19 protein-coding genes are annotated in these 25,402 nt (G+C 70.1%); 13 read left to right on the top strand and 6 right to left on the bottom strand.

Annotation, left to right across the window (positions count from 1 at the left end):
- A partial coding sequence (cysD, locus tag RB614_RS42465; RefSeq protein WP_308717261.1) for a sulfate adenylyltransferase subunit CysD occupies positions 1-867 on the top strand: 867 nt, incomplete at its 5' end.
- On the top strand, positions 867-2,150 hold the full coding sequence (locus RB614_RS42470) for a sulfate adenylyltransferase subunit 1 (RefSeq protein ID WP_308717262.1): 1,284 nt from the start codon (positions 867-869) through the stop codon (positions 2,148-2,150). The genes cysD and RB614_RS42470, both read left to right, overlap by 1 nt.
- Before the next feature lie 490 nt (positions 2,151-2,640).
- On the opposite strand, the gene RB614_RS42475 is transcribed toward RB614_RS42470, so the two are convergent.
- A complete protein-coding gene (locus RB614_RS42475; RefSeq protein ID WP_308718398.1) occupies positions 2,641-3,438 on the bottom strand; it encodes an SDR family oxidoreductase in 798 nt (265 codons plus the stop codon).
- A gap of 59 nt (positions 3,439-3,497) precedes the next feature.
- Between RB614_RS42475 and RB614_RS42480 the strand changes: the two genes are divergently transcribed.
- The gene (locus RB614_RS42480; protein ID WP_308718399.1) at positions 3,498-4,100 is read left to right on the top strand and encodes a TetR/AcrR family transcriptional regulator; all 603 of its coding nucleotides are present in this window, start codon (positions 3,498-3,500) and stop codon (positions 4,098-4,100) included.
- Here RB614_RS42480 and RB614_RS42485 read toward each other — a convergent pair.
- The gene (locus tag RB614_RS42485; RefSeq protein ID WP_308718400.1) at positions 4,071-6,482 is read right to left on the bottom strand and encodes an NACHT domain-containing protein; all 2,412 of its coding nucleotides are present in this window, start codon (positions 6,480-6,482) and stop codon (positions 4,071-4,073) included. The two genes, RB614_RS42480 and RB614_RS42485, sit on opposite strands and share 30 nt — an antisense overlap.
- Positions 6,483-6,666: 184 nt before the next feature.
- On the opposite strand from RB614_RS42485, the gene RB614_RS42490 reads away from it, so the two are divergent.
- Complete coding sequence (locus RB614_RS42490) at positions 6,667-7,044, top strand: PNPOx family protein (RefSeq protein ID WP_308718401.1); 378 nt, start codon at positions 6,667-6,669, stop codon at positions 7,042-7,044.
- On the opposite strand, the gene RB614_RS42495 is transcribed toward RB614_RS42490, so the two are convergent.
- The 4 genes from RB614_RS42495 to RB614_RS42510 all read right to left on the bottom strand — a co-directional run bounded on the left by RB614_RS42495 (position 7,027) and on the right by RB614_RS42510 (position 10,685).
- On the bottom strand, positions 7,027-7,359 hold the full coding sequence (locus RB614_RS42495; RefSeq protein ID WP_308718402.1) for a helix-turn-helix domain-containing protein: 333 nt from the start codon (positions 7,357-7,359) through the stop codon (positions 7,027-7,029). The genes RB614_RS42490 and RB614_RS42495 overlap by 18 nt on opposite strands.
- Positions 7,360-7,443: 84 nt before the next feature.
- Entirely contained in the window at positions 7,444-7,740 is a 297-nt protein-coding gene (locus tag RB614_RS42500) for an antibiotic biosynthesis monooxygenase family protein (RefSeq protein ID WP_308718403.1), read from the bottom strand.
- Between the two features lie 46 nt (positions 7,741-7,786).
- Positions 7,787-8,407 carry an L-threonylcarbamoyladenylate synthase gene (locus RB614_RS42505; RefSeq protein WP_308718404.1) on the bottom strand — a complete coding sequence of 207 codons (621 nt, stop codon included), beginning with the start codon at positions 8,405-8,407 and terminating at the stop codon, positions 7,787-7,789.
- 544 nt (positions 8,408-8,951) lie between these two features.
- Positions 8,952-10,685: a hypothetical protein gene (locus tag RB614_RS42510; protein ID WP_308718405.1), complete on the bottom strand. Its 1,734-nt coding sequence runs from the start codon at positions 10,683-10,685 to the stop codon at positions 8,952-8,954.
- Between the two features lie 1,022 nt (positions 10,686-11,707).
- On the opposite strand from RB614_RS42510, the gene RB614_RS42515 reads away from it, so the two are divergent.
- The 9 genes from RB614_RS42515 to cas2 all read left to right on the top strand — a co-directional run bounded on the left by RB614_RS42515 (position 11,708) and on the right by cas2 (position 25,273).
- On the top strand, positions 11,708-12,802 hold the full coding sequence (locus RB614_RS42515) for an endonuclease domain-containing protein (protein WP_308718406.1): 1,095 nt from the start codon (positions 11,708-11,710) through the stop codon (positions 12,800-12,802).
- Positions 12,729-13,469 (top strand): hypothetical protein, encoded by a 741-nt coding sequence (locus RB614_RS42520; RefSeq protein ID WP_308718407.1) that lies wholly within the window; start codon positions 12,729-12,731, stop codon positions 13,467-13,469. The genes RB614_RS42515 and RB614_RS42520 overlap by 74 nt, the downstream gene beginning before the upstream one ends.
- Entirely contained in the window at positions 13,466-16,762 is a 3,297-nt protein-coding gene (locus tag RB614_RS42525; RefSeq protein WP_308718408.1) for an ATP-binding protein, read from the top strand. Before RB614_RS42520 ends, RB614_RS42525 begins: the two co-directional genes overlap by 4 nt.
- A gap of 62 nt (positions 16,763-16,824) precedes the next feature.
- Positions 16,825-18,057 (top strand): type I-G CRISPR-associated RAMP protein Csb1/Cas7g, encoded by a 1,233-nt coding sequence (gene cas7g, locus RB614_RS42530; protein ID WP_308718409.1) that lies wholly within the window; start codon positions 16,825-16,827, stop codon positions 18,055-18,057.
- Positions 18,057-19,574 carry a type I-G CRISPR-associated protein Csb2 gene (gene csb2, locus RB614_RS42535; protein WP_308718410.1) on the top strand — a complete coding sequence of 506 codons (1,518 nt, stop codon included), beginning with the start codon at positions 18,057-18,059 and terminating at the stop codon, positions 19,572-19,574. The genes cas7g and csb2 overlap by 1 nt, the downstream gene beginning before the upstream one ends.
- On the top strand, positions 19,571-22,315 hold the full coding sequence (gene cas3g, locus RB614_RS42540) for a type I-G CRISPR-associated helicase/endonuclease Cas3g (protein ID WP_308718411.1): 2,745 nt from the start codon (positions 19,571-19,573) through the stop codon (positions 22,313-22,315). Before csb2 ends, cas3g begins: the two co-directional genes overlap by 4 nt.
- A complete protein-coding gene (locus RB614_RS42545) occupies positions 22,312-23,358 on the top strand; it encodes a hypothetical protein (protein ID WP_308718412.1) in 1,047 nt (348 codons plus the stop codon). Before cas3g ends, RB614_RS42545 begins: the two co-directional genes overlap by 4 nt.
- Entirely contained in the window at positions 23,358-24,974 is a 1,617-nt protein-coding gene (cas1, locus tag RB614_RS42550) for a CRISPR-associated endonuclease Cas1 (protein WP_308718413.1), read from the top strand. The genes RB614_RS42545 and cas1 overlap by 1 nt, the downstream gene beginning before the upstream one ends.
- Complete coding sequence (gene cas2 / locus RB614_RS42555) at positions 24,971-25,273, top strand: CRISPR-associated endonuclease Cas2 (RefSeq protein ID WP_308718414.1); 303 nt, start codon at positions 24,971-24,973, stop codon at positions 25,271-25,273. The genes cas1 and cas2 overlap by 4 nt, the downstream gene beginning before the upstream one ends.
- Positions 25,274-25,402: the final 129 nt, after the last annotated feature.

Here is a 25,402-nt window from a genome sequence, read left to right on the forward strand (position 1 = left end):
GAGGCCGAGAGCATCTTCATCATGCGTGAGGTGGTCGCTGAGTTGGAGCGGCCGGTGTTGTTGTTTTCGGGTGGTAAAGACTCGATCGTGATGCTGCGGTTGGCGGAGAAGGCGTTCGCGCCGGCGCGGGTTCCGTTTCCGGTGATGCATGTGGATACCGGTCACAATTTTCCGGAGGTGATCGCGTTCCGGGATGCGCGGGTGGCTGGGTTGGGCTTGCAGTTGGTGGTGGCCAGCGTCCCGGAGGCCCTGGAGGCGGGGTTGGTGCGGGAGTCGGGGGATGGTTCGCGTAACCGGATCCAGACGCCGGTGTTGCTGGCGGCGGTGGAAAAGTACCGGTTTGATGCGTTGTTTGGTGGGGCGCGGCGGGACGAGGAGAAGGCTCGGGCCAAGGAGCGGGTGTTCTCGTTCCGGGATGATTTCGGGCAGTGGGATCCGAAGAACCAGCGGCCGGAGTTGTGGTCGTTGTACAACGGTCGGCACCATCCGGGTGAGTCGATCCGGGTGTTCCCGTTGTCGAACTGGACCGAGTTGGACGTGTGGCACTACATCGCCGCCGAGGGGTTGGCGTTGCCGGAGATCTACTACGCGCATGAGCGTGAGGTGGTGGATCGGGCCGGGATGTTGTACGCGGTCAACGAGTTCTTGGCGGCCCGCCCCGGCGAGATCGTGTTCACCGAGACGGTCCGGTACCGCACGGTCGGTGACGCCTCCTGCACGGCGGCGGTCCGTTCGCGGGCGGACACGGTGGCCGCGGTGATCGAGGAGGTCGCCGCCACGCGGATCACCGAACGCGGCGCGACCCGCGGCGACGACCGGGTCAGCGAGGCGGCGATGGAAGACCGTAAGCGGGAAGGCTACTTCTGATGAGCGTGCCCGTGCTGGAGACCCGCACGATGGACCTGCTGCGGTTCGCGACCGCCGGTAGCGTCGATGACGGCAAGTCGACGTTGATCGGTCGGCTGCTGTACGACACCAAGTCGCTGTTCACCGACCAGTTGGAGGCGGTCGAGGCGGTCAGCGCCGCCCGCGGGGACGAGTACACCAACCTGGCCCTGCTCACCGACGGGCTCCGCGCCGAACGCGAACAGGGCATCACCATCGACGTGGCCTACCGCTACTTCGCCACCCCGCGGCGCAAGTTCATCATCGCCGACACCCCCGGCCACATCCAGTACACCCGCAACATGGTCACCGGCGCCTCCACCGCCGACCTGGCCCTGATCCTGGTCGACGCCCGTAAAGGCCTGGTCGAACAATCCCGCCGGCACGCGTTCCTGTGCTCGCTGCTACGCGTGCCCCACCTCGTGCTGTGCGTCAACAAAATGGACCTGGTCGACTGGTCCCAACAGGTCTACGAACGCATCGCCGACGAGTTCACCTCCTTCGCCGCCAAACTCGAAGCCCCCGACCTGACCGTCATCCCCATCTCCGCCCTACACGGCGACAACATCGTCACCCGCTCCGAGCACAGCCCCTGGTACGAAGGCCCCTCCCTGCTACACCACCTCGAACACGTCCACATCGCCTCCGACCGCAACCTGGTCGACGTCCGCTTCCCCGTCCAATACGTCATCCGCCCCCAATCCACCACCATCACCGACTACCGCGGCTACGCCGGCCAGGTCGCCTCCGGCGTCCTCAAACCCGGCGACGAGATCATGGTCCTACCCTCCGGCTTCACCAGCCGCATCACCAGCATCGACACCGCCGACGGCCCCGTCACCGAGGCCTACCCACCCATGTCCGTCACCATCCGCCTCCAAGACGAAATCGACATCTCCCGCGGCGACCTCATCTGCCGCCCCCACAACGCCCCCACCACCACCCAAGACATCGACGCCATGATCTGCTGGATGGACGAAACCCGCCCCCTCACCGTCGGCGGCAAATACACCGTCAAACACACCACCCGCACCGCCCGCGCCATCATCCGCAGCCTCCAGTACCGCCTCGACGTCAACACCCTCCACCGCGACGAAACCGCCACCCAACTCGGCCTCAACGAAATCGGCCGCATCCGCCTACGCACCACCATCCCCCTACTCGCCGACCCATACCGCCGCAACCGCACCACCGGCGGCCTCATCCTCATCGACGAAACCACCAACCGCACCGCCGCCGCCGCCATGATCACCGAAACCACCTAACCCCCACACCACAACCCCGCAGCCGCACCCCATCCGACAGCCCTACCAGCGGCGATCAGCCGAACGGCCCCCTCCGACAGCGACCGCCGGTCGTCAATCCAGAAAGCTCTCAACCTGCACGCACAAACAGGGCAACTCCAGAGCCGCTTCAGACAACCACCCGGCCGGCCCGGCGACCCGTCACTCGGGCCGGCGACAGCGAGCCGGAACCAGCGGCCCCGAAGGCCTCCTGTGGGCGCACAAACGGGGCAGCTCCAGAGCCGCTTCAGACAACCACCCGGCCGGGCCGCGCTCGAAGACCGGCCACGGTCGTGTCGGGCCGCCGCGGGGAGGGTGGCGGCGGCGAGCGTGGGCTCGGCGGGTGGCGTCCGCGGTGGGTGGTGTGGAGGGGTTGGCTTGTGAAACGCGGAGGGTGAGGCCGCGGGAGCAACGGTCTGGACCACGGCGGGCGTCGCGGTAGCTCGGATCTTTGTCTTGGAAATGGGGTCGGCTAGGGTGCGTCGGCGTAGAAGGTGCTGGCCATGCCGCCGTCGACGGCGATGGTCTGGCCGGTGACGTAGGAGGCGGCGTCGCTGGCGAGAAAGACCACGGCGCCGGCGACCTCCTCGGGGCGGCCCCAGCGGCCCAGGGCGGTGCGGCGCCGGAGCCACGCCGTCCACTGTGGATCGTCGGCGAGCACGGCGTTGGTCTCGGTGGCGAACGTGCCGGGCGCGACCGTGTTTACGGTGATCGCGTGCCGGCCCAGCTCGACGGCGAGTGCCCTCGACATGCCGTCGAGGCCGGCCTTGGCCGTGCTGTACGCGGCGTCGCCGGAGCGGCCGAGCTGGCCGAGCACCGAGGAGACGTTGACGATCCGCCCGCCGGCCCGGCGGGCGATCAGGTCGCGCGCGACGAGGCGGCTGAGGCGGAATGCCGCGACCACGTCGACCTGCAGCAACCGGGTCAGGTCGTCGGGTGTCAGCTCGTCGAGGCCGCGGCGGTCGCGCTGGCCCACGTTGTTGACCAGGACGTCGATCCCCGAGCCCGCGCCGCTCACCGAGGCCAGTGCCTGCCCGGCGGCCTCCGCCTCGGTCACGTCGAAGACGAGCGGGGCGGCCGACCAGCCCTGGCCGCGCAGGTCGGCCACGGCGGCCGCCGACGCGGCCGCGCCGCGGCCGTTGACCAGGACGTGGGCTCCGGCCTGGGCCAGGCCGCGCGCGATCTCCAGCCCGAGCCCGCGCGCCGCACCGGTGACAAGGGCGGTCCGGCCGGTCAGCGAGAACGACCCGCTCGCGGCGACCGTGGGCATGCTCGGCATCGGACTTCCCGCCTCGCTACTGAACCGACTGTTTCAGTATGCTGAGCGCCGTGCCATCCCGCAACACCCCACCGCCGGCCGCCCCCACCGACGCGGGCTCGCCCCGGCGGGCCGAGCTGCTGGCGTCGGCGTACGCGTACGCCATCGAGCACGGGCTGGCCGACCTTTCGCTACGGCCGCTGGCCGCCGCCACCGGGACGAGCCCGCGGGTGCTGCTGTACCTGTTCGGGTCCAAGGACGGCCTCGTGCGCGAGATCCTCGCCCGCGGCCGCCAAGAGCAGCTCGCCTTCGTCCACCGGCTCGCCGCCGAACCCGTCGAGCCGAGCGCGGACCGGTACCCGCACGTGGTGGACCGGCTCTGGCAATGGGCGAGCGCACCGCGGCGGCGGGGGCTGATCCGGCTCTTCTTCGAGGCGTACACCCGCTCGGTCGCACCCGAGCCGGGCCCCTGGCGGGGCTACGCCGAACAGTCCATTCAGGACATCGTCGACGTCCTCGTCGCCGCGCAGCCGGACGTGCCGCCGGAACGGGCCGTCGCGCGGGCCACCCAGACCCTCGCCCTGCTGCGCGGCCTCCTGCTCCACCTCCTCGCCCGGGGTGACCGGCAGCAGCTCGGCCGGCTCCTACGCGACGCCGTCCGCGCCGGGCTCTGACCGCGGCGGCCCGGTCTTCGGCGCCCTCGCCGAACGGTGGGTCCGGGCGAGGTGGTCCTGCAGCCGGGCGTGGCGGAACTGGTAGACGGAGCCGACGACGCGCAGCACGTTGCGCTGGTGGGCGTCCTCGAGGAAGTGCATGCCGCGGGCCGGTCCGTCGCCGCGGGCACGGAGCTGGAGGAAGAGCAGCGTGCCGCGCCACGTGCTGGAGACGGTGAGCGCCGCGGCGACCGTGGTGGCGATACCGACCGCGACGCCAGTGACGACGCCGACGGGGATCGCGACGCGCGGCGGGTCGTGCCGGGCCATCGCCATCGCGTCGGTGACGCCGGCCGCGACGCCCACCGCGAGGCCGAAGACCAGGCCGGCGGTGACGCTGCGCCGCCGGTCCTGGCGCCAGGCGGAGATCGGGTCGAGCGGCGCGGCCACGTCCAGGGAGGCGGCGGAGAAGCCGTCGACGAGGCCGAACGCGAGCAGGAACGTCACGCCGATGACCAGGCCGATGACGAGCCCGGCCGGCGCGCCGTAGCCGAGCCCGACCGGCACGCCGGTGGCCAGCCCGATCGGGATACCGGTGGCGAGGCCGGCGGGCAGCCCCTGGGTGAAGCCGGCGCGCAGGGTGCCGGCCGCCCCGGCCTGCGGGGGCAGGGCCGAGCCGCTGCGCTGCAGGCCGGTCTGCGAGGCGAGCCCGGTGGCGGTGCCGGCGGCCGCCGCGGCGGCGAGCGCGATGACCAGGCCCGGCGCGCCGACCGTGGGACCGAGGGTCAGCGACGCGGCGAGCCAGACCGCGATGCCGGAGACCAGCGCCATCGCCGGGTTGAACCGGGCGCCGGCCGGGCCGGTGAGGCCGCCGACCGGCGACTCCCGGCGCTCCACCGCCAGCCCGATCGCGAACCCGATCACCAGGCCCACGATCGCGGCCGGCCCGGCGTCGATGGTGTCGCGGTCGCCGAAGTCCTCGGTGAGCCCGCCGATCACGGCCGCCGTCGCCGCGGCGGTGAGCGCGCCGAGCAGGGTGGTGGCGGCGACCCGTACGGCGGCGGACGCCCAGCGGTGCATCCGCCACCAGGCCAGCTCCCGCGTGCCCTCCCGGTCCATCGCGGTGGCCAGGAAACCCAGCCAGCGGCGGGCGTGCGCCAGGTCGTACCGGCCGGGTGGCTGGCCGGGGCGCTCCCGGTACGCGGCGGGCAGCACCCGGTCGAGCAGGTGGTCCTCGACCTCGGCCGGGCTCGCGAACCGGTCGGGGGCGAGCAGCTCGTCGAGCTCGTCCGGGTCCGGGAACGTGTCCCGGGCCAGGCTCACCGTCAGCGGCGAGGCGAGCGCCTGGGCCAGCGGGCTGCCCGGCGCCGCGCGCAGCCGGTCGACGAGCCGCCGCCACTGCGGTGAGGGCTCGGCGACGTGCAGCCGGGCGAGGTAGTCGGCGGCGACCCGCGGCGGTACCGGGCGAAGTGCGAGCGCCGCCGCGCCGCGCAGGCTGGCGCGGCGGACCGCCTCCGCGTACTCCTCGGTGCGGCTGAACAGCACCACCCGGGAGGTGGCCCGCTCGCTGAGCACCTCCAGCGCGACCGGCCGGAACGCCGCCGCCAGCTCGTCGAAGCCGTCGAGGAACAGCGCCACCCGCCGCTCCCGGACCAGCCGCCGGGCCACGTCCGGGCCGTACTTGGGGGCGCGCAGGAACCGGAAGTCGCTGGCCAGCCGCTCGGCGACCCAGTCTTCCAGGCTCTGCCGCCGCGGGTCCCAGGTCTGCGCGGTCAGCAGTACCGGCACGGGCACCTGGGCGCGCTCGCCAGCGGCCACGCCACGGCGATGCTCCAGCGCCTCCAGCACGGTCAGGATCGCCGCCCCGGACTTGCCGGCACCCGGCCCGCCGAGGACCACCATCCGGCCGGAGCTGAGCCCCGCGTACACCGCGAACAGCTCGGGCAGGCCGCCGGAGCGCACGGTGGCGGCGGTCGCCGCCGCGGTCCCGGGCAGCGGCGGGAACCGTCCGTGCGCCAGCCCGCCGGCCTGACCGACCGCGTCGTCGACCCGCCCGCTCAGCGGCCGCGACCACGCCCACCGGACCGGGATCGGGCCGCGCAGCCGCCGGTCGGCCAGGGCCGGCTCCCACTGCCGCGACACCGCCTCGGCCAGGTCGTCGGCGGCCTCCGCCAGCGCCGCGGACGGGTCCAGCCCGCGCCAGTGCCGGCGCCGCCACAGCGACGTCGCGGCCGCGGTGACCAGCCCGGTCAACAACGTGGACGCCACCGAGACGACGGCGGCGACCACCTGCGGGTCGCCGCCGGCCACCATCACCACGACAACGGCGGCGGCGCCCAGGACGAGCGCCAGGAATGCGAGCCCGGCCAGCGGCCACGGTCGCAGGCGTTCCGAGCCCGGCATGGCACGAAGTCTCGCAGCCCACCGCCTCGGTGCACCAGTCCACGATGGAGCGCGGGTCCGGGCTTCGACTCGCCGCGACCGTCAGCGACCCACGGGTGCTGCCGTCGCCGGCGAGGCGCATCGCGCGGTGCGGCTACCCTGACCCAAGCCGCTGGAGGGCGACCACGAGACGGAGGAGCCGCCGATGCCGCTGCCGCGTTGGCTTGCCCAGATCAACAAGCGCGTCTTCAACCCGAGAGAGATCCGCCGAGGGGTTCGGCCCGTGTTGATCCACGTGGGGAGATCATCGGGCAGGATCTACCGGACGCCGTTGGACGCCCATCCTCTCCCCGATGGCTATCTGTTCATCCCGATGTACGGGCCGCGCGCTGACTGGGTCCGCAACGTGCTCCGCGCGGGGACGGCACGGCTGTCGATCGGCGGCGAGGAGATGCGGCTGGTATCCCCGCGGATGGTGCGCAAGAAGGACGTCTGGTCGCTGCTGCCCGAGGGCACCAGCGGCCCGAAGGGGGTCGCGGAAGAGGCCGAACTGCTGCGCATGGACCTACGTCCAGAGGGCTGACCCCACCGAGCAGCCGGCGATGACCCGCGCGGTGAGCGCAGCACCACGGAACGGAAGGCCCGGGGCGGCGTGGCCGGCCAGCCGGTACAGCAGGTCACGCTCCGCGTCGGCCAGGCGCAGCGCCCGGGCCAGCGACTCGACCACCTGCGCCGAGGGCGCGGTCGCCCGCCCCTGCTCGAGCCGGGTCAGGTAGTCGGCGGAGGTCTTCGACGCCAACGCCGTCTCGGTCGTCCGGGTCACGGAGGCGGCGCTGCCGCTGCTGAAGAAGTCCGCCAACCCGGTCGTCGTCAACGTCTCCAGCGCACTCTGCCCCACGGGTACCTTCCAGGAGGACGGCGGCGAGCTGGGCTGGTAGCGAGCGGGCTACGCCCGGCTGGTCATCCTCCGGCCGCTGACGGCTCAGACGTGCTGGACCACCTCGAACTCCAGCAGCGTGGCACCGGACGCGACCGGCTTGCCCCGGGCACCCCCGTGCGCCTCCCGGGCCGGGCCGCTGGACCACGCCTGGAACGCCTCTTCGCTCTCCCACTTGGTGTAGACGAAGTACCGGCTCTCGCCCGCGACCGGACGCAGCAGCTCGAACCCGAGGAACCCGGGCTGATGCTCCACCGCGTGCAGCCGGGCGGCGAACCGCCGTTCCAGCTCCGGGCCAGCGCCCTCGGGGACCTCGATCGCGTTGATCTTCACAACCGCCATGCACCTCACCGTAGCCGCACCCGGTCCGGCCCCCGCCGGCAAGTCGCTACTCGAACGGGGCCGGGTCACCGGCTCCCCGGCGCAGGATCACCGGCTCCGGCTGGGACAGGTCGACCACGGTCGTCGGTTCGGTACCGCACTCGCCCGCGTCCACGATCGCGTCGAGGTCGTGGTCGAGCCGCTGCCGGATGTCGCCCGCCCGGGTCATCGGCTCCTCCTGCCCAGGCAGGAGCAGCGTGCTGGACATGAGCGGCTCGCCAAGCTCAGCCACCAGCGCCTGGGCGGCGACGTGCCCCGGAATGCGGACGCCGACGGTCCGCTTCTTCGGGTGCATCAGCCGCCGCGGCACCTCCGACGTGGCCGGCAGGATGAACGTGTAGCTGCCCGGCGTGCACGCCTTGACCAGGCGAAACACCGAGTTGCTGATCCGCACGAACTGGCCGAGCTGAGCGAAGTCGTGGCAGACCAGCGTGAAGTGGTGCCGCTCGTCCAGGTGGCGGATCCGCCGGATGCGATCCAGCCCGTCGCGGTTGCCGATCTGGCATCCGAGCGCGAAGCACGAGTCCGTGGGGTACGCGATCAGCCCGCCGCCCCGCACGAGGTCGACGATCTGCCGGATCGTCCGGGTCTGCGGGTTGTCCGGATGCACCTCGAAGTACCGCGCCACGCCCCCAGCCTAGAGACACCGGTTCTATCGGGCTCACCCTCTCGCGCGCCCACAAGAAGACCTTGGAGAGTCAGGGTTCGTATGGGGGCCCGCAAGACATCCTCACATTCGCTGGTCCCCGCGACGCTGGTCATCGAGGGTGCCGTTGACTTGCCCAAACCAGCGTACGGGGGCACGCCACGGTGACCGGCGATGACCGGTGCCCCCTTGCGCGGGTGCACGGCATCGCGGCGGCCGGCGTCCGTTGCTGAAGGGCTTATCGGGTCTTCGCAGTACACCGCCTTCTAGGAGGCGGCGGCGCCATCACGCGCCGCCGCTACCCGGCATTACAGTGCACTCGATCTTGCCGATGCCGTTGTCGTGATCAGTGGTGAGCCGATTGGTGCTGTTGAGCACCGATGCCACGAGGCGTCGAGGCATCGGAGTCGTCAGAGGCCAAGTGGACGTCGTCGGCCTCAGCGGGCCTGCTCCAAGCGGTGGTGGGAGGTAGTGATCGAGTGGTCCAACCGGGCGGCCGGTTGACTGGATCAGTTGGGCTTGAGGCCTACTCAGCGATGCTGGTCGTCGTTTCGGATCCGGTCGGCTGCGTAGGTGTCGTGCCAGTAATCTCGACCTTGCTGGCCGCCGCGATGGCGGCGTGGCTCCGCTGTTGAAGCTCTTCGCGTTCGGCGTCTGGGATAGTCATCGACTCGGCGAGCACGGCGGCAAGCGTGTCCACCTGGGTGTTGTCGATGTCGACCTGGAAGTGCCATCGGATGTTCTCGTCGCGGGTGATGAGGTCGATCGCCGTGCGTGAGCTTTTGTCCTGGCTGGTCGCTGCTCGGACGTATCGCACCTGGTCGATCGGGATTTCCTGCCGGATCTCGCCCTGCTCGAGGAATGTGTTGGTCTTGGCAGTGATGACGCGGCGATCGGTGACGGCGACAAGTGTCTTCGCGGGTGCCTTGTCCCTCGCTGCTGCCAGCTTCCCCATCGCTCCGTTCAGGATCGAGGAGAGGGGATCGGAAGCATCGGGCTGATCGGGAAAGCCGAGGACGCGGAGGGTCTCGCCGTCATCGAGGAACCACCGCAGAATACGCAGGTACGGGTTGAGATCCAGCGTTTCGGGTGCGCAGACGGCGTCCGGCACCTCCAGCGGAGGGGCCGGCGGGCGGAGGGCATCGGCGAGCGGCTGGATCGCCTCCAGCAGACCGGCGGAGGTTTGGCGGACCGCGGCCGAGTCCTTTCGCTTGCCCGACAGCGGCAGTGTGCCGCGTCCGGGGAGCTCAACGATGATGCGTAGTTCCCGGGTCAGCGCCTCGACGAGGCCGGTCGCCTCGGGGAGAGCGGAGTCGAGCGCCGCGCGGGTGTCGCGCGCGATGACCTCGACGAGGCGTGCCTCGTCGGCGTCTTCGGCTCCAGCGGCTCTAGCCCGCGCGGCGTGCAGCGCCTGATATCCGGTCCATGCCTTAAGTGACGACAGCAGGGCGTGTGCGTCGAAGAGGATCGCCTCGGCGTTCGTCTCGAGATAGGCACGGCGGCCCTGTGTGTTGTGACGGATCTGTCGGATGTGATCGCTGACATTCAGCCGGTACAGGTCACACTGCTTACGCAGAGCCGGTTCCGTGCCCGCGACGCTGTTCCACAAGGAGGTGGGAACCGATTCGATCTCTCGCGCCTGGCCGACCGCGCGATCGATGCTGGCGACGAGCGCCGTCAGTTCGGCCCACTGCTCGTGGCGGATGGTCGTGAGTACCTGGTTTGTCAGGGCGATGTTGGTACGGGCGAGGCTGGCAACCTCACTGAGCTGCATCTGCAGGGCGATCATGGCTAGTGCTGGCCCGAGCGTGGCCGCGAGCTGCGCCGCGCCCACCGCAGTCACCGGGATGAGCCGTGCCTGACCGACGATCCTGCCGTTGGCGAAAATCGCGCCGAGGTTCGCGCCGTCCTTGACCGCGAGCGTTCCGCCGGCCTTCAGTAGGGCCTGTGTCGTGCTGCTGAGCCGGTAGAGTCCCTGTGCGCTGGCGAATGCGTTCCCGAGGTTACCGGCCACGGTCGCGGTGTTGCCGATTGAGGCGAGAAATGTGGAGATCTGCGTGCGGTCGGTGGCCGGCACGAGCCCGAAATCAATCAAATCGAGCTTGAGTACCGCGGGGACCTCGCCGAAGACGACAGCAACTCCCGGGAGCACCTCCGCCAGGACCGTCGATGCCGTCGTCGAATCGACGTCCGAGTCGGGTGCCGGTTTGTCCACAACGGGCGACTCGACGGTTTTGCGCTGACCGTTCTCCTCAGGCACCGCGCTCTCCATCGAGTCCGAAGGGTCTTGCATGCGATCTCCTCCCTGCGGGCGCGCAACGGCCGGACGTCGTTGGCGCTCGATGCCGGAGAGTGTACGGCTCGACGCCCTAAGTTCAGACGCCGCCGAGAGTAGAACACGTTCTCGCGAAGAATCGTGCCACGCACTTGCCCTCACCCCCGTACCACATGAGGTGTGCGCATCCGCCGTGAAGCGCTTCCTCGGTAGCAACAGGAGTCGTGCAGCAGGCCGTCTCGACGTGCACGAAGCAGGGTCTCGTCCGGCCGACGGCCGCACCTATTTGCGCCATCTGTTCGCCAACCAAATGTGACCAATTGTGCTGCTCGTCGTTACCCGGCCCGCCTTGATTCAGCGGCGTGGTTCGCATGGGGGAAGGGTTGGACCGGGTGCGCAGGCACCGGCGTTGAACCATGGGACGGCTACGAACCGGGCGGAAGGATGCCGCGGGCGGGAGGTTGCCGGCGTGGCTAGCGGTTGCCACCAGTGAGGCGTTGACGCAAACGTCAGCGGCGTGTCGGACGCAGTCGACCCCACGCATTTGTCTAGCCGCAGTCGATGGACTAAGCAACGCACGACGCCGGCGGTCCCGGACCATCGACGGCTGCCCGTTCCGGCTCATCGCGGTCCCAGACGCGAGTAGGACGACGACTCTCCGGCAAAGGCCTTCGCCGGCACTGGCCAACGCGCCTCGATACGGGCTAGCTCCGCGAGGAGCTGCGGCTTCGTGGGAGCCTCCCATACCGGGAGCTGCCGGAAGCTCGCCGCGTCCAGGTTGCCCCCTCCCGCGCCGAGGCCCCTCGCGCGTCGGCCAGCTCAATCACGCGGGCGAGGTGCGGACGTAACTCTGGCTACCTGATTTGGGCGTGTTCCGCGTCGACCGAGCGTACGCGGAATGACACCGATGATCGGACAGCAAGTGGTGCCGGACCGTGATGGCCCGCCCTCCGGCCGGGCGATTGTCACTCCCATCGGTGGCTCGTCAGAATGGGCGCGGTCTTCTCATGTTAGGCGAGCCGTTGGCCTTTTCTCTCTCGGAGATTCCGACTGATCGAGTGGTGTGGATTGAATGCTTCCAGCCGAACGACTTGGACCTCGCGGTAGCGGAGGCGCCGCTCGACGCTCCGGCGGTCATTGTCCAACGAACGGCACGGTCCCGGAGTCAGAGCGCGATGGTCGGCTCCATCCTGGACGAAATGGAGGCGGTCGCCGGGCAACTCTTTCCTGCTTGGCTTCCTGAAGCTGAAGGCATCGCGGGCTCGGCTGGTGCCGCCTTGACCGCCGTCCGTGCGCTCGCTTTCGCCCATGCCGCGCGCACCGCTCAGTACGGTCCCTTTCTCGCCGACTTGGCGGCAGGTGCCTTGGCAGGACGGGGGCCACGTACGCGGCGGCATCAACCCGAGGTTCGCGCGCTTGGGCTGGCGCGGGTGCTCGCAGCCAGCTTCGGGCGGCCGGCCTGCGCGTTGCTTTTGCAACCGCCCGGCGGTCTCGATGAGCACGAAGTGCTGTGTCTGGTACGGGCAGCGCAGTGGTTGGTCGATCATGGCCGGTTGGCGGTGTGGATCTGCGGTGGGGCGCTGCCGGACCTCGATGGGTTGTCGGAAGTCGCGGTGGCGTCACAAGTGCGGCAGGCCTCGGTTGCAGTACCTGGTTCGGAAGGCCCAGGCGTCCGACCCACGGAGCCGACCGGAGGGCGCCCGCGTGAGGGTAGTTCAGCTGGCAAGCGACGGGGTCTCGGTGTCGTCGGCAAGCCTCATCCGACGAGCCGCGCCGAAGTGGTGCTTGAGGCCGTGCTTGCTGATCGGCCCTGGGCGACCGGTCGGGCCTGGAACCACACCGTCCGGCCGGGGCCGCTGGTCAATCCTGTCCGAGTCGACCTGCTGTGGAAACGGGAGCGGTGCATTGTGGAAATCGACGGAGATGACCATCGCGCAGCAGGAAAGTACGCCGATGATCGCCGCCGCGACGTGATGCTCCAACTCAACGGGTACGCCGTACTTCGCTTCACTAACACGCAGGTCCTCGATGACATCGAGAACGTACTCGCACTTCTTCAACAGTTTCTCGCCAATCGCAGGCGGGCCGGGAAAGGAAACTAACGTGCCGGACGAAGACTTGACGAGGGTCGAGACGGCTGCGCTCTTCATCCTCATGGCCGAGGCAGGGCCGGTTCCCAATGCGAGGTTGACCAACCACCACCGCTGCGGGTTGAAGAAGCCGTCTCGGGAGAAGCTGGAGCGGTTGAAGCTGATCGAGGTCGAGCGCCCCTCCGGTCGGCTCATGCTGATGCTGGGTGACGAGGGCTGGGTGCGCTGCCGCAGCCAGCTTGAAGGTGGCTCGCCGCCGCCCGGTGCGGGTGCTGTTGGCGGGGCGCTCTACGCGGTACTCCAGCTGTGGGGTCGTTTCCTGGCGGCGCAGCGGTCCAGTCTCCAGGAGTTCGTTTCCGCTTCGAACGCCCCCGCCCCGACCGTCGCGCCAGCCCGGAAACCGGCGGCGGTCGAACAGGACGTCGAGGAGCGTGTGCGCGCGGCGTACCGGACGATCGCCCATCGCGCCGGCGACCTGGTGAGCCTCGCCGACCTGCGTGATCTGGTCAGCGACCTCGCCCCGGCCGAGGTCGACGCGGCGTTGCGCCGGCTCAACCGCCGGCGGGGCGTAGCCCTCGTGCCCGAAGCCAACCAGAAGACGCTCGACGCGCGTACACGGGCCGCTGCGGTGGTGATCGGCGACCAGCCCAAGCACTCGATCTCGGTGGAGGCGTCGTGACCGAGGCGATGCTGAAGGCACTCGCGCACCTCCAGTTCAACTACACGCCGACCAGGAACGACGTCTGGCACTCCCCGCGATTCCACGTCGACGGCCTCCACACGGACGTGCTCGCGACCGTCCTCGACGGCTTGGCTACGGCCGAGCGGAGCCCGGATGCCAGCCCCATCGGCGTCGCGGTGCGGGGTCAACGCGGTGCGGGTAAGACCCATCTGCTCAGCCGGGTGCGGGAGCTGACCCAGCTGAGGGGAGGCTACTTCTTCCTGGTCAATCTGCTCGACGCCAACACGTTCTGGCGCAGCGTCACGGCGTCTATCGTGGATGGCTTGCACCAGCCGGTCGATGGCGAGGGTACGACGCAGCTGCACGCGTTTTTGGAACGCCTAACCAACGCGCTCGACCTTCCGGTTGTGACCAGGATGGCGGTCACGGGTCGGGCACCGATGACACCGGATCGGGCGGATGCGTTCGTGGCCGCTCTGGGCGGCATGAGTCGCCAGATCGGGATCGGGTGTCGGGACGCCGCCCGCGCATTGGCCCTACTCGCCAGCCCTGACCAGCGCGTGCAGGACATCGGGATGTCATATCTGCTCGCGGCGGACGAGGCGGAAACCGGTGAACGGGCCGCGTGGGGTATCCGGCCGACGCGGCGGCTGCCCCAGGAGCTCGTCTCCGACGTGTCCCGGCTCCTCGCGTTCACTGGCCCTTCGATTATCGCAGTGGATCAGGTCGACGGCCTCATCGCACAAGTGGCGAACCGGAGTCACGTCTCCGCAACGCCCACCGAGAACGACACGGACAGCTGGCACGCGGCGGTCCTGCTCGACCAGGTGGCGGGCGGTCTGATGGAGCTGCGCGAGCTGACCTGGCGTACGGTGACCGTTCTCGCGTTGTTGCCGGTGTCCTGGTCGTTGATCAAGACCAACGCGGTCGACACCGTACAGGACAGGTTCCGCGAGACAGCCACGCTTGAGTCGATCCCGGACGCCAGCGTCGGCAGGGCCCTGATCGAACGCCGACTCGCCGCGCACTACGAGGAGGTGGGGTTCGCGCCGCCGTACCCGACCTGGCCGGTGCGACCCGAAGCGTTCGCCGACGCCCCCGACTTCACGCCGCGACAGCTGCTCATCAACGTCGAACGGCACATCCGCTCGTGCGTGCTCAGCGGTGAGGTCACCGAGATGACCACGCTCACAGCCGCCGCCGAGACATTGGTGCCAGCGCCAATGTCGGCCGACCGGTCGTCGCTACGACCGCTTGACGAGCGGTACGCGGCGCTGCGGGAACAGGCGCAGATAGACGGGTTGCTCGACCCGGCGAGCGAAGACACGGAGATACCGTCCCTGCTGGCCGCCGCGCTGGACGCGTGGATCAGGGAGGGCGCCGACACCGACTTCGATCAAGACACGATTCCGGTCCGCAAGCCGGTGCTGCACGCACGCCTGCGGCGGACGCTGGACGAGCGGACCGGGGATGAGGCCCACTGGGCGTTCCGAGCCATCGCGGCACAGCATTACAACGCCGAGCTTGCCCGACTTCGCAACGCATGCGACGCCGCCGGCCTGGCGCACGGTGTCGCCCAGCGGCGGCTCTTCATCCTGCGGAATGAGGAATGGTCGGAGAGTCCCGGGCGGCGCAAAGCGGTAGAGGCGTTCGTCGCGGCTGGCGGGCGTACGCTGCCGCTCGGCGAGGACGACCTGCGCAGCCTGGTCGCGCTGCGGACGTTGCTTGCCGAGGAGCCGGACGGCCTACAGGCCTGGCTGGTCGAGCGACGCCCAGCTTCGAGCACTGCCTTGCTGGCGACCGCGCTCGCCGACGCTGGACGCGAGATACCCGCCGGGGGCGTGCCGCACGGAATGGGAGAGTCATCAGTGCCGCCTGCCGCCGGCGACGCTGATGCCTTCGCCGCCGAGGTGGTTCCGGCAGAGGCAAGTCCGGCGGACGCGAAGGCGCCTGTCACCCAGATCAAGGAGTTCGGTGAGCCGTCGGGCGCCCCTGCGGAGCCTGTGGCCGCGGCTACGCCCGCCGGGGTGTATCTCCGGTTGGGCGACGACTTTGACCAGGGCGACCCCATCCACGTGGAGCTGTCCGCACTGCGCAAGCACACCGCCATCTTCGCTGGCTCGGGATCGGGCAAGACCGTCCTGATCCGGCGGCTGGTCGAGGAATGCGCGTTGCTGGGCGTGTCCGCTATCGTGCTCGACCCCAACAATGACCTCGCCCGCCTCGGCGACGCCTGGCCGGACGAGCCGCACACGTGGGGCGACGCCGACGAGCAGGCGGCAGCCGACTACCTCGAGTCGACGGACGTCGTGGTCTGGACTCCGGGGCGGGAGGGCGGACGGCCGCTGACCTTCCAGCCCCTTCCCGACTTCAGCGGCGTATGCGACGACCCCGACGAGTTCACGCAGGCCGTCGACAGTGCGGTCGACGCGCTGGCGCCGCGCGCACAGGTGTCCGCCAATACGGCCAAGGCGCTGCGCGGCCAGGCGGTGCTCCGTCAGGCATTGCGGCACTACGGCCGTCAGGGTGGGCCGGCTACCCTCAGCGGCCTGATCGATCTGCTGCGGGACCTCCCGGACGGGGTGAGCGAGCTGACCGGCGCGGTGGCGATCGCTGCTGACCTGGCGGAGAATCTGGAGGCCGCCCGGATCAACGACCCTCTCTTCGGCGGCACCGGCGAGTCGGCGGACCCCGGCACGCTGCTGACACCGGCTCCGGGCAAGCGCGCCCGGGTGTCGGTCATCAGCTTCGTCGGGCTTCCGGGCGACGAGAAGCGGCAGGGTTTCGTCAACCAGCTCCAGATGGCCCTCTTCTCCTGGATCAAGCGCAACCCGGCGCGCGATCGGCCACTGGGCGGACTGCTTGTTATGGACGAGGCGCAGACGCTCGCACCGTCCGGCCCGGTCACAGCGTGCACCCGCAGCACGCTGATGCTGGCCTCCCAGGCTCGCAAGTACGGCCTCGGCCTCATTTTCGCCACCCAGGCACCCAAGGGATTGCACAGTCAGATACCTGGCAACGCGGCGACGCAGTTCTTCGGGCTCCTCAACGCGCCAGTGCACATCGAGGCAGCCCGCGAGATGGCCCGTTTCAAGGGCGGCGACCTGCCAGAAATCTCGCGCCTGAGCAGTGGGCAGTTCTACGTCGCTGTCGAGGGGCAACCGTTCCGCAAGGCGCGGACGCCACTGTGCCTCAGCCACCACCCCGCAAGTCCGCTGTCTCCAGAGGACGTCATCGCTCGCGCCCGGCGGCTAGCGTCCCCTTCGGACGATGCGGCGACACCTGTATGACGGCGGGTGGGAAGAGACACATGTCTAAGCACATTGTTGGTTGTTTCCAGAAGGGAGCCTGAATGCGTTCGTTGGATCTTGCCACCTTGCTCGCCGCCGGGGCGCCGGGTGGGTCGAGTTGTCTCACGTCGACGACGTCGCTGGAGCCGGCTGGTGGGCGGCACGCTTCGGTCGCGCCGGCCAAGTTTGCCGAGCGCGGTAAGAAGGGCGGCTCGTACGCGTACGAGCAGCGTTACCTCGGTGAGGAGAGTCGCTACGCGGTCGTGATCGACTCGAAGCAGTCGCAGCTCAACCGTGCCGAGCAGGCGCTGGCGCAGGCCATCGAGGACGGACACCCGCTGCTGTCGCGTGTGCCGCATGTGCGGGTCAGCTACGAGCGGGACGGTGCACTTGAGCACTACTACGATCTCACGCTGCCGCACCGGGTGTTCGACGGGCACATCCGCGCTGGCACGATCGACGGGCAACCGACCACGCAGACCGAGACGTACCGCTCTGTCCGGGACGCGACTCCGGCCAACGCCCGGGCATTGCTTGAGACGAGCCCGGTGACGCTTGTCTTCGGTGGGTGGGATTCGAGCCGGCGCAGCCGGCAGGGGCGCTGGCGGAGCGCGTTGGTTGGGGAGATCGTGGGCTTCGTCGCGGCCAGTCGCGACGAGCATGGTGTGCTGACCAAGCCCGAGCCTGGCGTGCGTGGTGGGGCACGAGTCGACCCGGTCGGCATGCAGATCAACCTGGGCAAGAAGGTGATGACCGAGACGGCAGAACGGCAGCGGGAGGAACTCAGTCCGGCCACCTATGACGGCATCGTCAAGACGGCTGCCGGAATCAAACCCGGTGACGCGAAGTCGGCGTCCGTGCTCGGCCTCGGCGGGATCCCGCCGACGTTGGACCAGTTGGCGGGCGTCGCCTGCGACACCATCATCCGTACGCACGTGCTCTCCTTCGCCACGCTCCGGCAGATGCGGTTCGGGGCCGGTGTGGAGGGTGACGCGGCGTGCCGGGCGTTGTTGGCCGCATTGGCGCTCGATGCGCTTGCCCGGTCCGATGCTGAGCTCTACCTGCGGGCCAACTGCGATCTCGTCGAGGCGGAGGCGCCGAAGGTTCGGCTCGACCAGCGGGGCGGCGCGTTCCTGGAGGTCGAGCCGCTCAGCATCGACGCGGCTGACCTGCTGCTGAGCGAGGCGCTTGCGCATGCCGAGAAGGTTGCCGACGTCAAGTGGTCCGGGCTGGCGATGCGGGTCACCGGCAACCCGGACATCGTCTCCGGTGCGGTAGACGCGGACGAGAACTGATGGGGTTCGCCATTGTCGCCGAGCCACTGCTTGGCGTCTACAAGGGACATGTGGGCAGCGGGCAACTCGACCCGCTGCCGTCGCCGGCCAGGCTGCACGCCGCCTTGCTCTGCGCGGCGGCGCAGGGTGTCCGGGCGGTCGCCGACGGAGACGGGCTACAGCCCTGCGACGCCGACCGTGAAGCGTTGCGCTGGCTGGAGGCGAACCCACCGGACGGCATCGCCACGCCGGAGACCCTGCGCAACGGGGGCGCCGCGACGGCATACCGGAAAGAGGGCTTGGTCGTCAAGGAAGGCCGCAGCCCGTTGTCGGAGAAGCTGATCGGCAAGCCGGCGGTGAGCGGCGTCGCGGTGGCCGGGCGGTTCGCGTGGACGTGGGACCAGGCTCCGCCCGAGCCGGTCGCCGCCGCGCTGGCCGAGCTCTGCCCTGAGGTGCCATATCTGGGGACCAGTGAGTCGCCGGTGCGGCTCGTGGTGGCCGAGGCCGAGCCGACCCACCGGCTCGACCGCGAGGCCGACCTGTTCACCGGGAAAGGCCTGGATCTCGCGGTGGCCACCACCGGTCGGGCGGACGCCCTTGTGGCAGCGCATCGAGAGGCGTTGGTGGCGCCGCCGTTGAAGGCCGACGCGCACAGGTCAAGCGAGAAGACCGTACCGCCACCGCTGGTGACAGCCGGTCTCGACCTCGGCCGGTACGCACGTCCGGAGCCGCCGCCCCCGCCGACGCCGTGGGCATCGGTGCTGCTCCTGCGGGTCGACCAGCCCATCCCGCCGGAGCGGCGGGTGCGGTGTGCGGTTGCCGTGCACCGCACGCTTATCGCGCTCGTTGGCGACGGCGCACCCGCGATCCTGACCGGCGTCTACGAACCCGGGGTGCCACGCCCGGCCAACCGGTGCGCGATCCAGTTCCTCGGCCCCGACGCGCCACACATCGGTGGCACCGCGCTCGCGTTGCTGCTGCCGCGGGAGGCGAGCGATGTCGACCTCACTCTGATCAGAATGGCGGTGCAGCGGCTGCGGCGCGTCCGAGTCGCCGCCGGTCCGTTCAACGTCGAGCAGCCGGTGGAGATCCCGGCCGACAGGTTCTGGCCGGAGCCGTCCGCCGGCACCGAACGGTGGTGGGACACGGTGCCGGTCGCCGTGCCCGACAGCAGGCCGCCGCGTGGTGGTCGCTGGTCCCTCGCCGACGCTGCGGCGCTGTCGGTGGCGCTGGTCTGGCGGCACGAGTTCACCGCATCCGGTCGCGGCGACGCGCGCTACCGGGCGCTGGCCGAGGCGGCCGCCGGGCGTGGCGTCCGGGTCGAGTCGGCGGTACGGGTGATGGACGGCGATGCCGGCCGCTACGTGCACAAGGTGCACCCGGACACGGTGATCCAGCCGTACCGGGCGGTGCTGGGCCTCGGTGACCTGGCCGGGCCCCGCACGATCGCCGCCATCGGGCAGAGCCGGCACCTCGGTGGAGGGCTGCTCGTGCCGAGAGACCTGCCGTCCGAGATCGCGCGAAGGCTGGCCCGATGAGCCTCGACCGCGCCGACTTCGACGCCTTCTTCACCGCTGTCTATGGTGGACATCGGCCGTTCCGATGGCAGGATAGACTGCTCGACCACATCCTCCACACCGGACACTGGCCCGACCAGCTCGTCGCCCCTACCGGAGCCGGCAAGACGAGCGTCATCGACGTGCACGTGTTCGCGGTGGCCCTGATGGCCGCCGGCCACCCGGTCCGGGTGCCGCGCCGGCTGGCGCTCGTCGTCGACCGCCGTGCTCTCGTCGATGACCAGTACGAGCACGCGAGGTTCGTCGCGAACCAGCTGGCGGATGGCCGCGGAGGCGCGACCGTCCTCGCCCGGATGGCCGATGCACTGGACTCGCTGCGTGTACGGCGGAAAGGGCCGGCCGACCCCCCACTGTGGACGGCACTGCTGCGCGGTGGCGCGCAACCGTCCCGGGAATGGCTGGACGACCCGGTCAGCTGCGCCGTGCTCTGTGCCACGCCCGACATGTGGGGCTCACGGCTGCTGTTGTCGGGATACGGATCGCGGCGGCAGGCGTGGCCCCGCGAGGCCGGTCTGCTCGCGTACGACACCGTCGCCGTCGTCGACGAGGCGCACCTGTCGCAGCAGCTGGTGACCACCGCCCGCCGGGTCGCTGAGCTGGCCGACGTCGTGGAGGAGCCGCTCGGCGCGCCGGTCCTGCAGGTCGTGGAGACCACCGCCACGCCCCGCACCGACGCTGGTGTGGCAGTGGGCGTCGAACCGGGCGACGTGGAGGTGGACGAGCCGCTGCGGCAACGGCTGACCGCGCCCAAGCCGGTCACGCTGCTGCCACTCGCGTCCTGGCCGATCCCACCCAGCGGATCGGCCCGGAAGGCGGGCGTCACGGCGCTGGCGGACGAGGCGGTGCGGCTGCGCCAGGAGTACGGCTCGACGGTCGGGTGTTTCGTTAATACCGTCGCGGTCGCGGCCGCCGTGGACGAGGAGCTGCGAACGCGGGGCATGGCGACCGCGCTGGTCTGCGGGCGGCTGCGGCCCTACGACGTTGCCCGCCTGCGGCCGCCGAAGTCGACGCTGCTCAGCATCGGCGGCGACCCGGCGGTCGACGTCCTCGTCAGTACCCAGACATTGGAAGTCGGGGTTGATCTCGACCTGGCGGCCGCGGTGACAGAGCTGGCGCCCGGTGGGGCCATCGCCCAGCGGGCCGGCCGGGTCAACCGGCTCGGACTGCGCACGACGACGGCCATCTCCGTCGTGGTGCCGGCTGCCGAGCTGCCCGCCAACGAGCGGCTCGGGCAGCCGTACCGGCGTGATGACCTGGTGGCGGCCCACACCTGGCTGGCGCAGCGGCAGTCCGATCCGGCTGGCCTCGCGCCGTGGGCACTGCGCGACCCCCGGCCGCCGGTGCCGGCGTTGCGCCGGGACCTGCTCCAGCGCCTGGAACTGGCCCAGGCGTGGCACCTCGCCCGGACCAGCGACGACCTTGCCGCGCCCCAGGACGACCTCGACCTGTGGCTCTCCGATGACCTCGACGAGCCCGACCACGAGTTCGGCATCGTCGTCCGGCGCGACCTACCAGACGACGAGGCCGACGCGGTGAGCCTGATCGAGGCACTTCCGCCACGGGAGTACGAGGTGTTTCCGGTCTCGATCAGGAAGGCGGCGACGATCCGGGCCCGTCTGAAACCGGGCTCGGTGCTGGTCCGCCCCGGCGACGACCAGCCGCGCCCGCTCACCGACGACGACCGGCTCCGGCCCGGCGACCAGATCGTCATTGACAGCACCACCGAGCTGTTCACCTCCAGGGTCGTCGACCCGGACGGCAAGGAACGGGTCGACGACGTGCTCGATGCGCTCGACGAACCGAAGCCGGGCGAGGTCGTGCTCCGGATCGAGCGAGGCATCGCCGCTCACCGCCGTCTCCTCGATGCCGTGGCCGCCGCTGCCGACCACCCGGATGAGCTCGACCCGCGGGAGGTCGCCCGGCTGCTTCGCGTACACCGTGAGGAGCTGGCGCCGCGCCCGATGGTGGTGGTGGCGGCCGACCTGCTCGACCGATCTGAGGACGAGCCGGCCGGTGCCGAGATGAGGTTGTACTGGCAGGAGCGCGACGACGGCGAGCCAGAGCTCGGTCGGCTGATCGTGGTCGACCTCCGTAAGGCGACCGCCGACGCGGAGCTGCGGGAGACGTGGACGCCGCGCCGCAGGCCGGTCCCTCTTCGCCGGCATTCCGAAGCGGTGGCGGAACGGGCCGAGGCCGTCGCCACCCGGCTCGGCCTCGACACCGGACTGGTGGAGACACTGCGCCTCGCGGGGCTTCACCATGACGACGGGAAGGCGGACGACCGATTCCAGCGTTCGCTGCGCCACGGCCCTGTCCTCGAGGAACCGTTGGCCAAGAGCGGCCTGCGGGACCTGCGGACGATCCGGCGGCTGCGCACGGCCTCCGGCCTACCGACCGGTTGGCGGCACGAACAGCTCTCGGTGGTCCGCGCCTGGCCAGAACTGTCCACACTGGATGACAAACGCCGAGACCTGGTGGCTCGGCTGATCGGTACCAGCCACGGCCATGGCCGGCATGACTTCCCGCACACGAGTGAGCAATTGGTCGGCGGCGCCGACGAAGTCGCCGTCACGCTGTTCGACGAGGGTTCGTGGGACGAGCTGATCGAACGTACACACAACTGTTGGGGCGTGTGGGGCTGTGCCTACCTGGAGGCGCTGCTCCGCGCGGCCGACGGGCAGGTCTCCGCGGAGGGGTCATGACCGACTTTGTCCTGGCGGCCGCCGAACCGACGACGATGCTGTCGCACATGGCGCTGTACGGGCTCGCGGCGATCGTCGAGGACGGCGGCATGGAAGGCGTCCAGCTGGCGTGGACCGGTGGCATGGCGCCCCGACCGGTGCTCAGCGCACCTCAGGCCACACCCGAGACGATCGGCGAAGCCGTACGCAGGCACGCGGCCCGGCACGACAGCCCGGAAAGCTGGCCGAGCCGGCAGGTCAGCGATGATGAGCAGCGGGCGCTGATGAGCCCGCGAATCAGCACCATCACCAGTCGCGAGAGCTGGCGTTCGCTTCAGGAACGCCGGCACCAGGTGCTCCACCAGCTCACGCGGGAACGGGCGCTGCTCGACCTCCGGCTTGTCGCCGCGCTGGGAGAGCCGAGCTACTGGCGTTTCAACCGGCAGGGCCAGCGGCTCCAGGACGACGGTGCCAGCCGGCTGGAGATGCAGCCCCGAAACCAGGGGGCCGAGTTCGTGGGCAACCGGATCCGCCCACTCGCTGCGGCGGTCGCCGCCCGGACCGCCGCGGCGGTCAGCGACGGACTGCTCGGCCGGGGTGTGCGCGACGAGATCGGCAAGGACGCGCAAGCCAGCCGTACGCCCACGGGCTTCGCCGCGCCGGGGCCGACCGACAACGCACTGGCCTGGTGCGCGCTGTGGGGCATCTCGCAGTTCCCCGTCGCGCAACGCACACAGAGCTTCGCCTCCACCACAGGCCACATTGGACGAGGAACCGCCGGCTACTTCTACGTCCCGGTCTGGGACGGAGCCTGGCGGACAGCTCGTCTGCGTACCATCCTCGCGAGTGGACAGCTCCGCCGGTTCGCCGAGACCGGCCTCTCCCCGGACGACATCCGGCGCGCTCCGGACGACGACGGGCGAGGCGGAGAGCCAGCCGGTCAATGGCTGGCCAGCCGCGGGGTCACCGCGGTCGTACGCTTCCCGGTGAAGCGGTTCGGCAGCGACAGCGCACCCGAACGCCGTGCCATGCTCGGCGAGTTCGCCAAGACCGGCCGCCGCTGATGCACGACACCGCCGGCGAAGGGCAGCGCGACCTAGTTCCCATCAGCCTGGTGGCGCACCACGCGTTCTGCCCTCGCCGGGCCTGGCTGGAAGCAGTGGGGGAAAGCACCGACACACACCAGATGGCGGTCGGTACTGAGGCCCATACGCCGGCCGACGACCCCACCGGGTCGCGGTCCGGGCGCTACCGCGCGGTCGACGTGATCAGCCACGACCTCGGCGTCGTCGGCCGCTGCGACACCGTCGAACTCGATGAGAACGCCGCCATGACGGTCATCGAGCACAAGGCCACACCGGTCCGTCGCCGGCCGGAAGTCACCGAACCGATGCGTGTGCAAGTAGCGCTGCTGGCCGGCGCACTGGCCGACATGGGCTACCCGGTGAACGGGCAGGCGATCTACTTCACCAACCATCACACCCGGGTCGACGTAGATCTCTCCGCCGAAGACATGGCGCTCGCACGGGAAACGGTCGCCGCCACCGTGCGTACTCTCGCCGCTGAGGCGGCACCGCCTCCGCTCGAAGACGATCGGCGCTGCTCCCGCTGCTCGCACATCACCGTGTGCCTTCCCGACGAACGCCCGCTGGCGCCGGTGACCCGCCGGATTGTCGTAGCCGACCCGGACACGCAGGTGCTGCACCTGACCACTCCGGGCTCGCGGGCGTACGTCACCCGCGGGCGGATCGAAGTCAGCAAGAGTGGCGAGAAGCTGGGCACGTTCCCCATCGAACGCGTGCAGGGCGTCGTGGTGCACGGCAACGTCGACCTCTCCAGCGGCCTCATCCGCGAGCTGCTGTGGCGCAGCCTGTCCGTCGTCTGGTGCACCAGCTCGGGTCGGGTCACCGGATGGGCCAGAGCGGCACAGGGACCCAACGGTGGCCCGCGGCTGCTCCAACACGTCGCATCCCACAAAGGGCGCATCGATCTGGCTCGACAATTCGTGTCCGCGAAGATCGCTAACCAGGCGACGCTGCTGCGCCGGCACGGTGACGCCCCGACCACGGTGGCCCGGCTACGCGAGCTACAGCGGGAAGCGCTTGAAGCACCGTCACTGACCCACCTCTTCGGTATCGAAGGCGATGCCGCGGCGCGCTACTTCGAGTGCTTCCTCACCATGTTCCGGACGAAAGTCGTAGCCGCGGAAGAGCTGAGCTTCTCCGTGCGGACACGACGGCCCGCCCGGGACCCCCTCAACGCGGCCTTGAACCTCTGCTACGGCCTGCTGACCGCTGACGCCCTGCGCGCCGTCGTTGCCTGCGGCCTCGACCCGCACGCCGGCTTCCTGCACAGCAGCGGACGCAACAAGCCGGCACTTGCGCTCGACCTCGTCGAGGAGTTCCGCGCCCCGGTGGCCGACTCGGTCGTCATCAACGCATTCAACAACGGCGAGATACGCGCCCGAGACTTCTCAACCGTGCTCGGGACCACCCGAATCGGAGAGCGCGGACGCAAGGCGCTGATAGCCGGCTACGAGCGCCGAGTCACCGGCACCTTCCGTCACCCCATCTTCGGGTACGACGTAACGTGGCGACGCGCAATGGAAATCCAGGCGCGACTCGTCTTGGGAGTGGTCGACGGGACACAGCCCCGATACCAGGGCATCAAAATCCGATGAGCCGAGACGACGTACGCCGCTACCTCATCGCGTACGACATCTCCGACGACGTCCGGAGAACAAACGTCGCCAAGAAGCTCGAATCCTACGGCGACCGCGTACAGTACAGCGTGTTCATCGTGGACACTCGGCCCGCCAAGCTCCTGCGGCTCCGGACCCAGCTCATCCACCTGATAGACCAGAGCACGGATTCCATCCTGTTCTGCAACCTCGGTACTCTGCGCGACAATCAACGCCAATCACTCGATGTGATCGGCCGCAGCCGTACCATCACCGACCACGGGCCAGCGATCCTCTAGACCATCGGCGAAGCCTCCGTCATCACGTACGCCAGCGTGCACCCTTCGCGTGGACGTTTGCCCAGCCAGCCAGCCTTACAGAACACCGCGATCGCAGCCCTGGCAACGCCCGCTGATTGCCGCCGGAAT

The sequence above is a fragment of the Phytohabitans maris genome (assembly GCF_031085175.1).
Taxonomy (GTDB): domain Bacteria; phylum Actinomycetota; class Actinomycetes; order Mycobacteriales; family Micromonosporaceae; genus Phytohabitans; species Phytohabitans maris.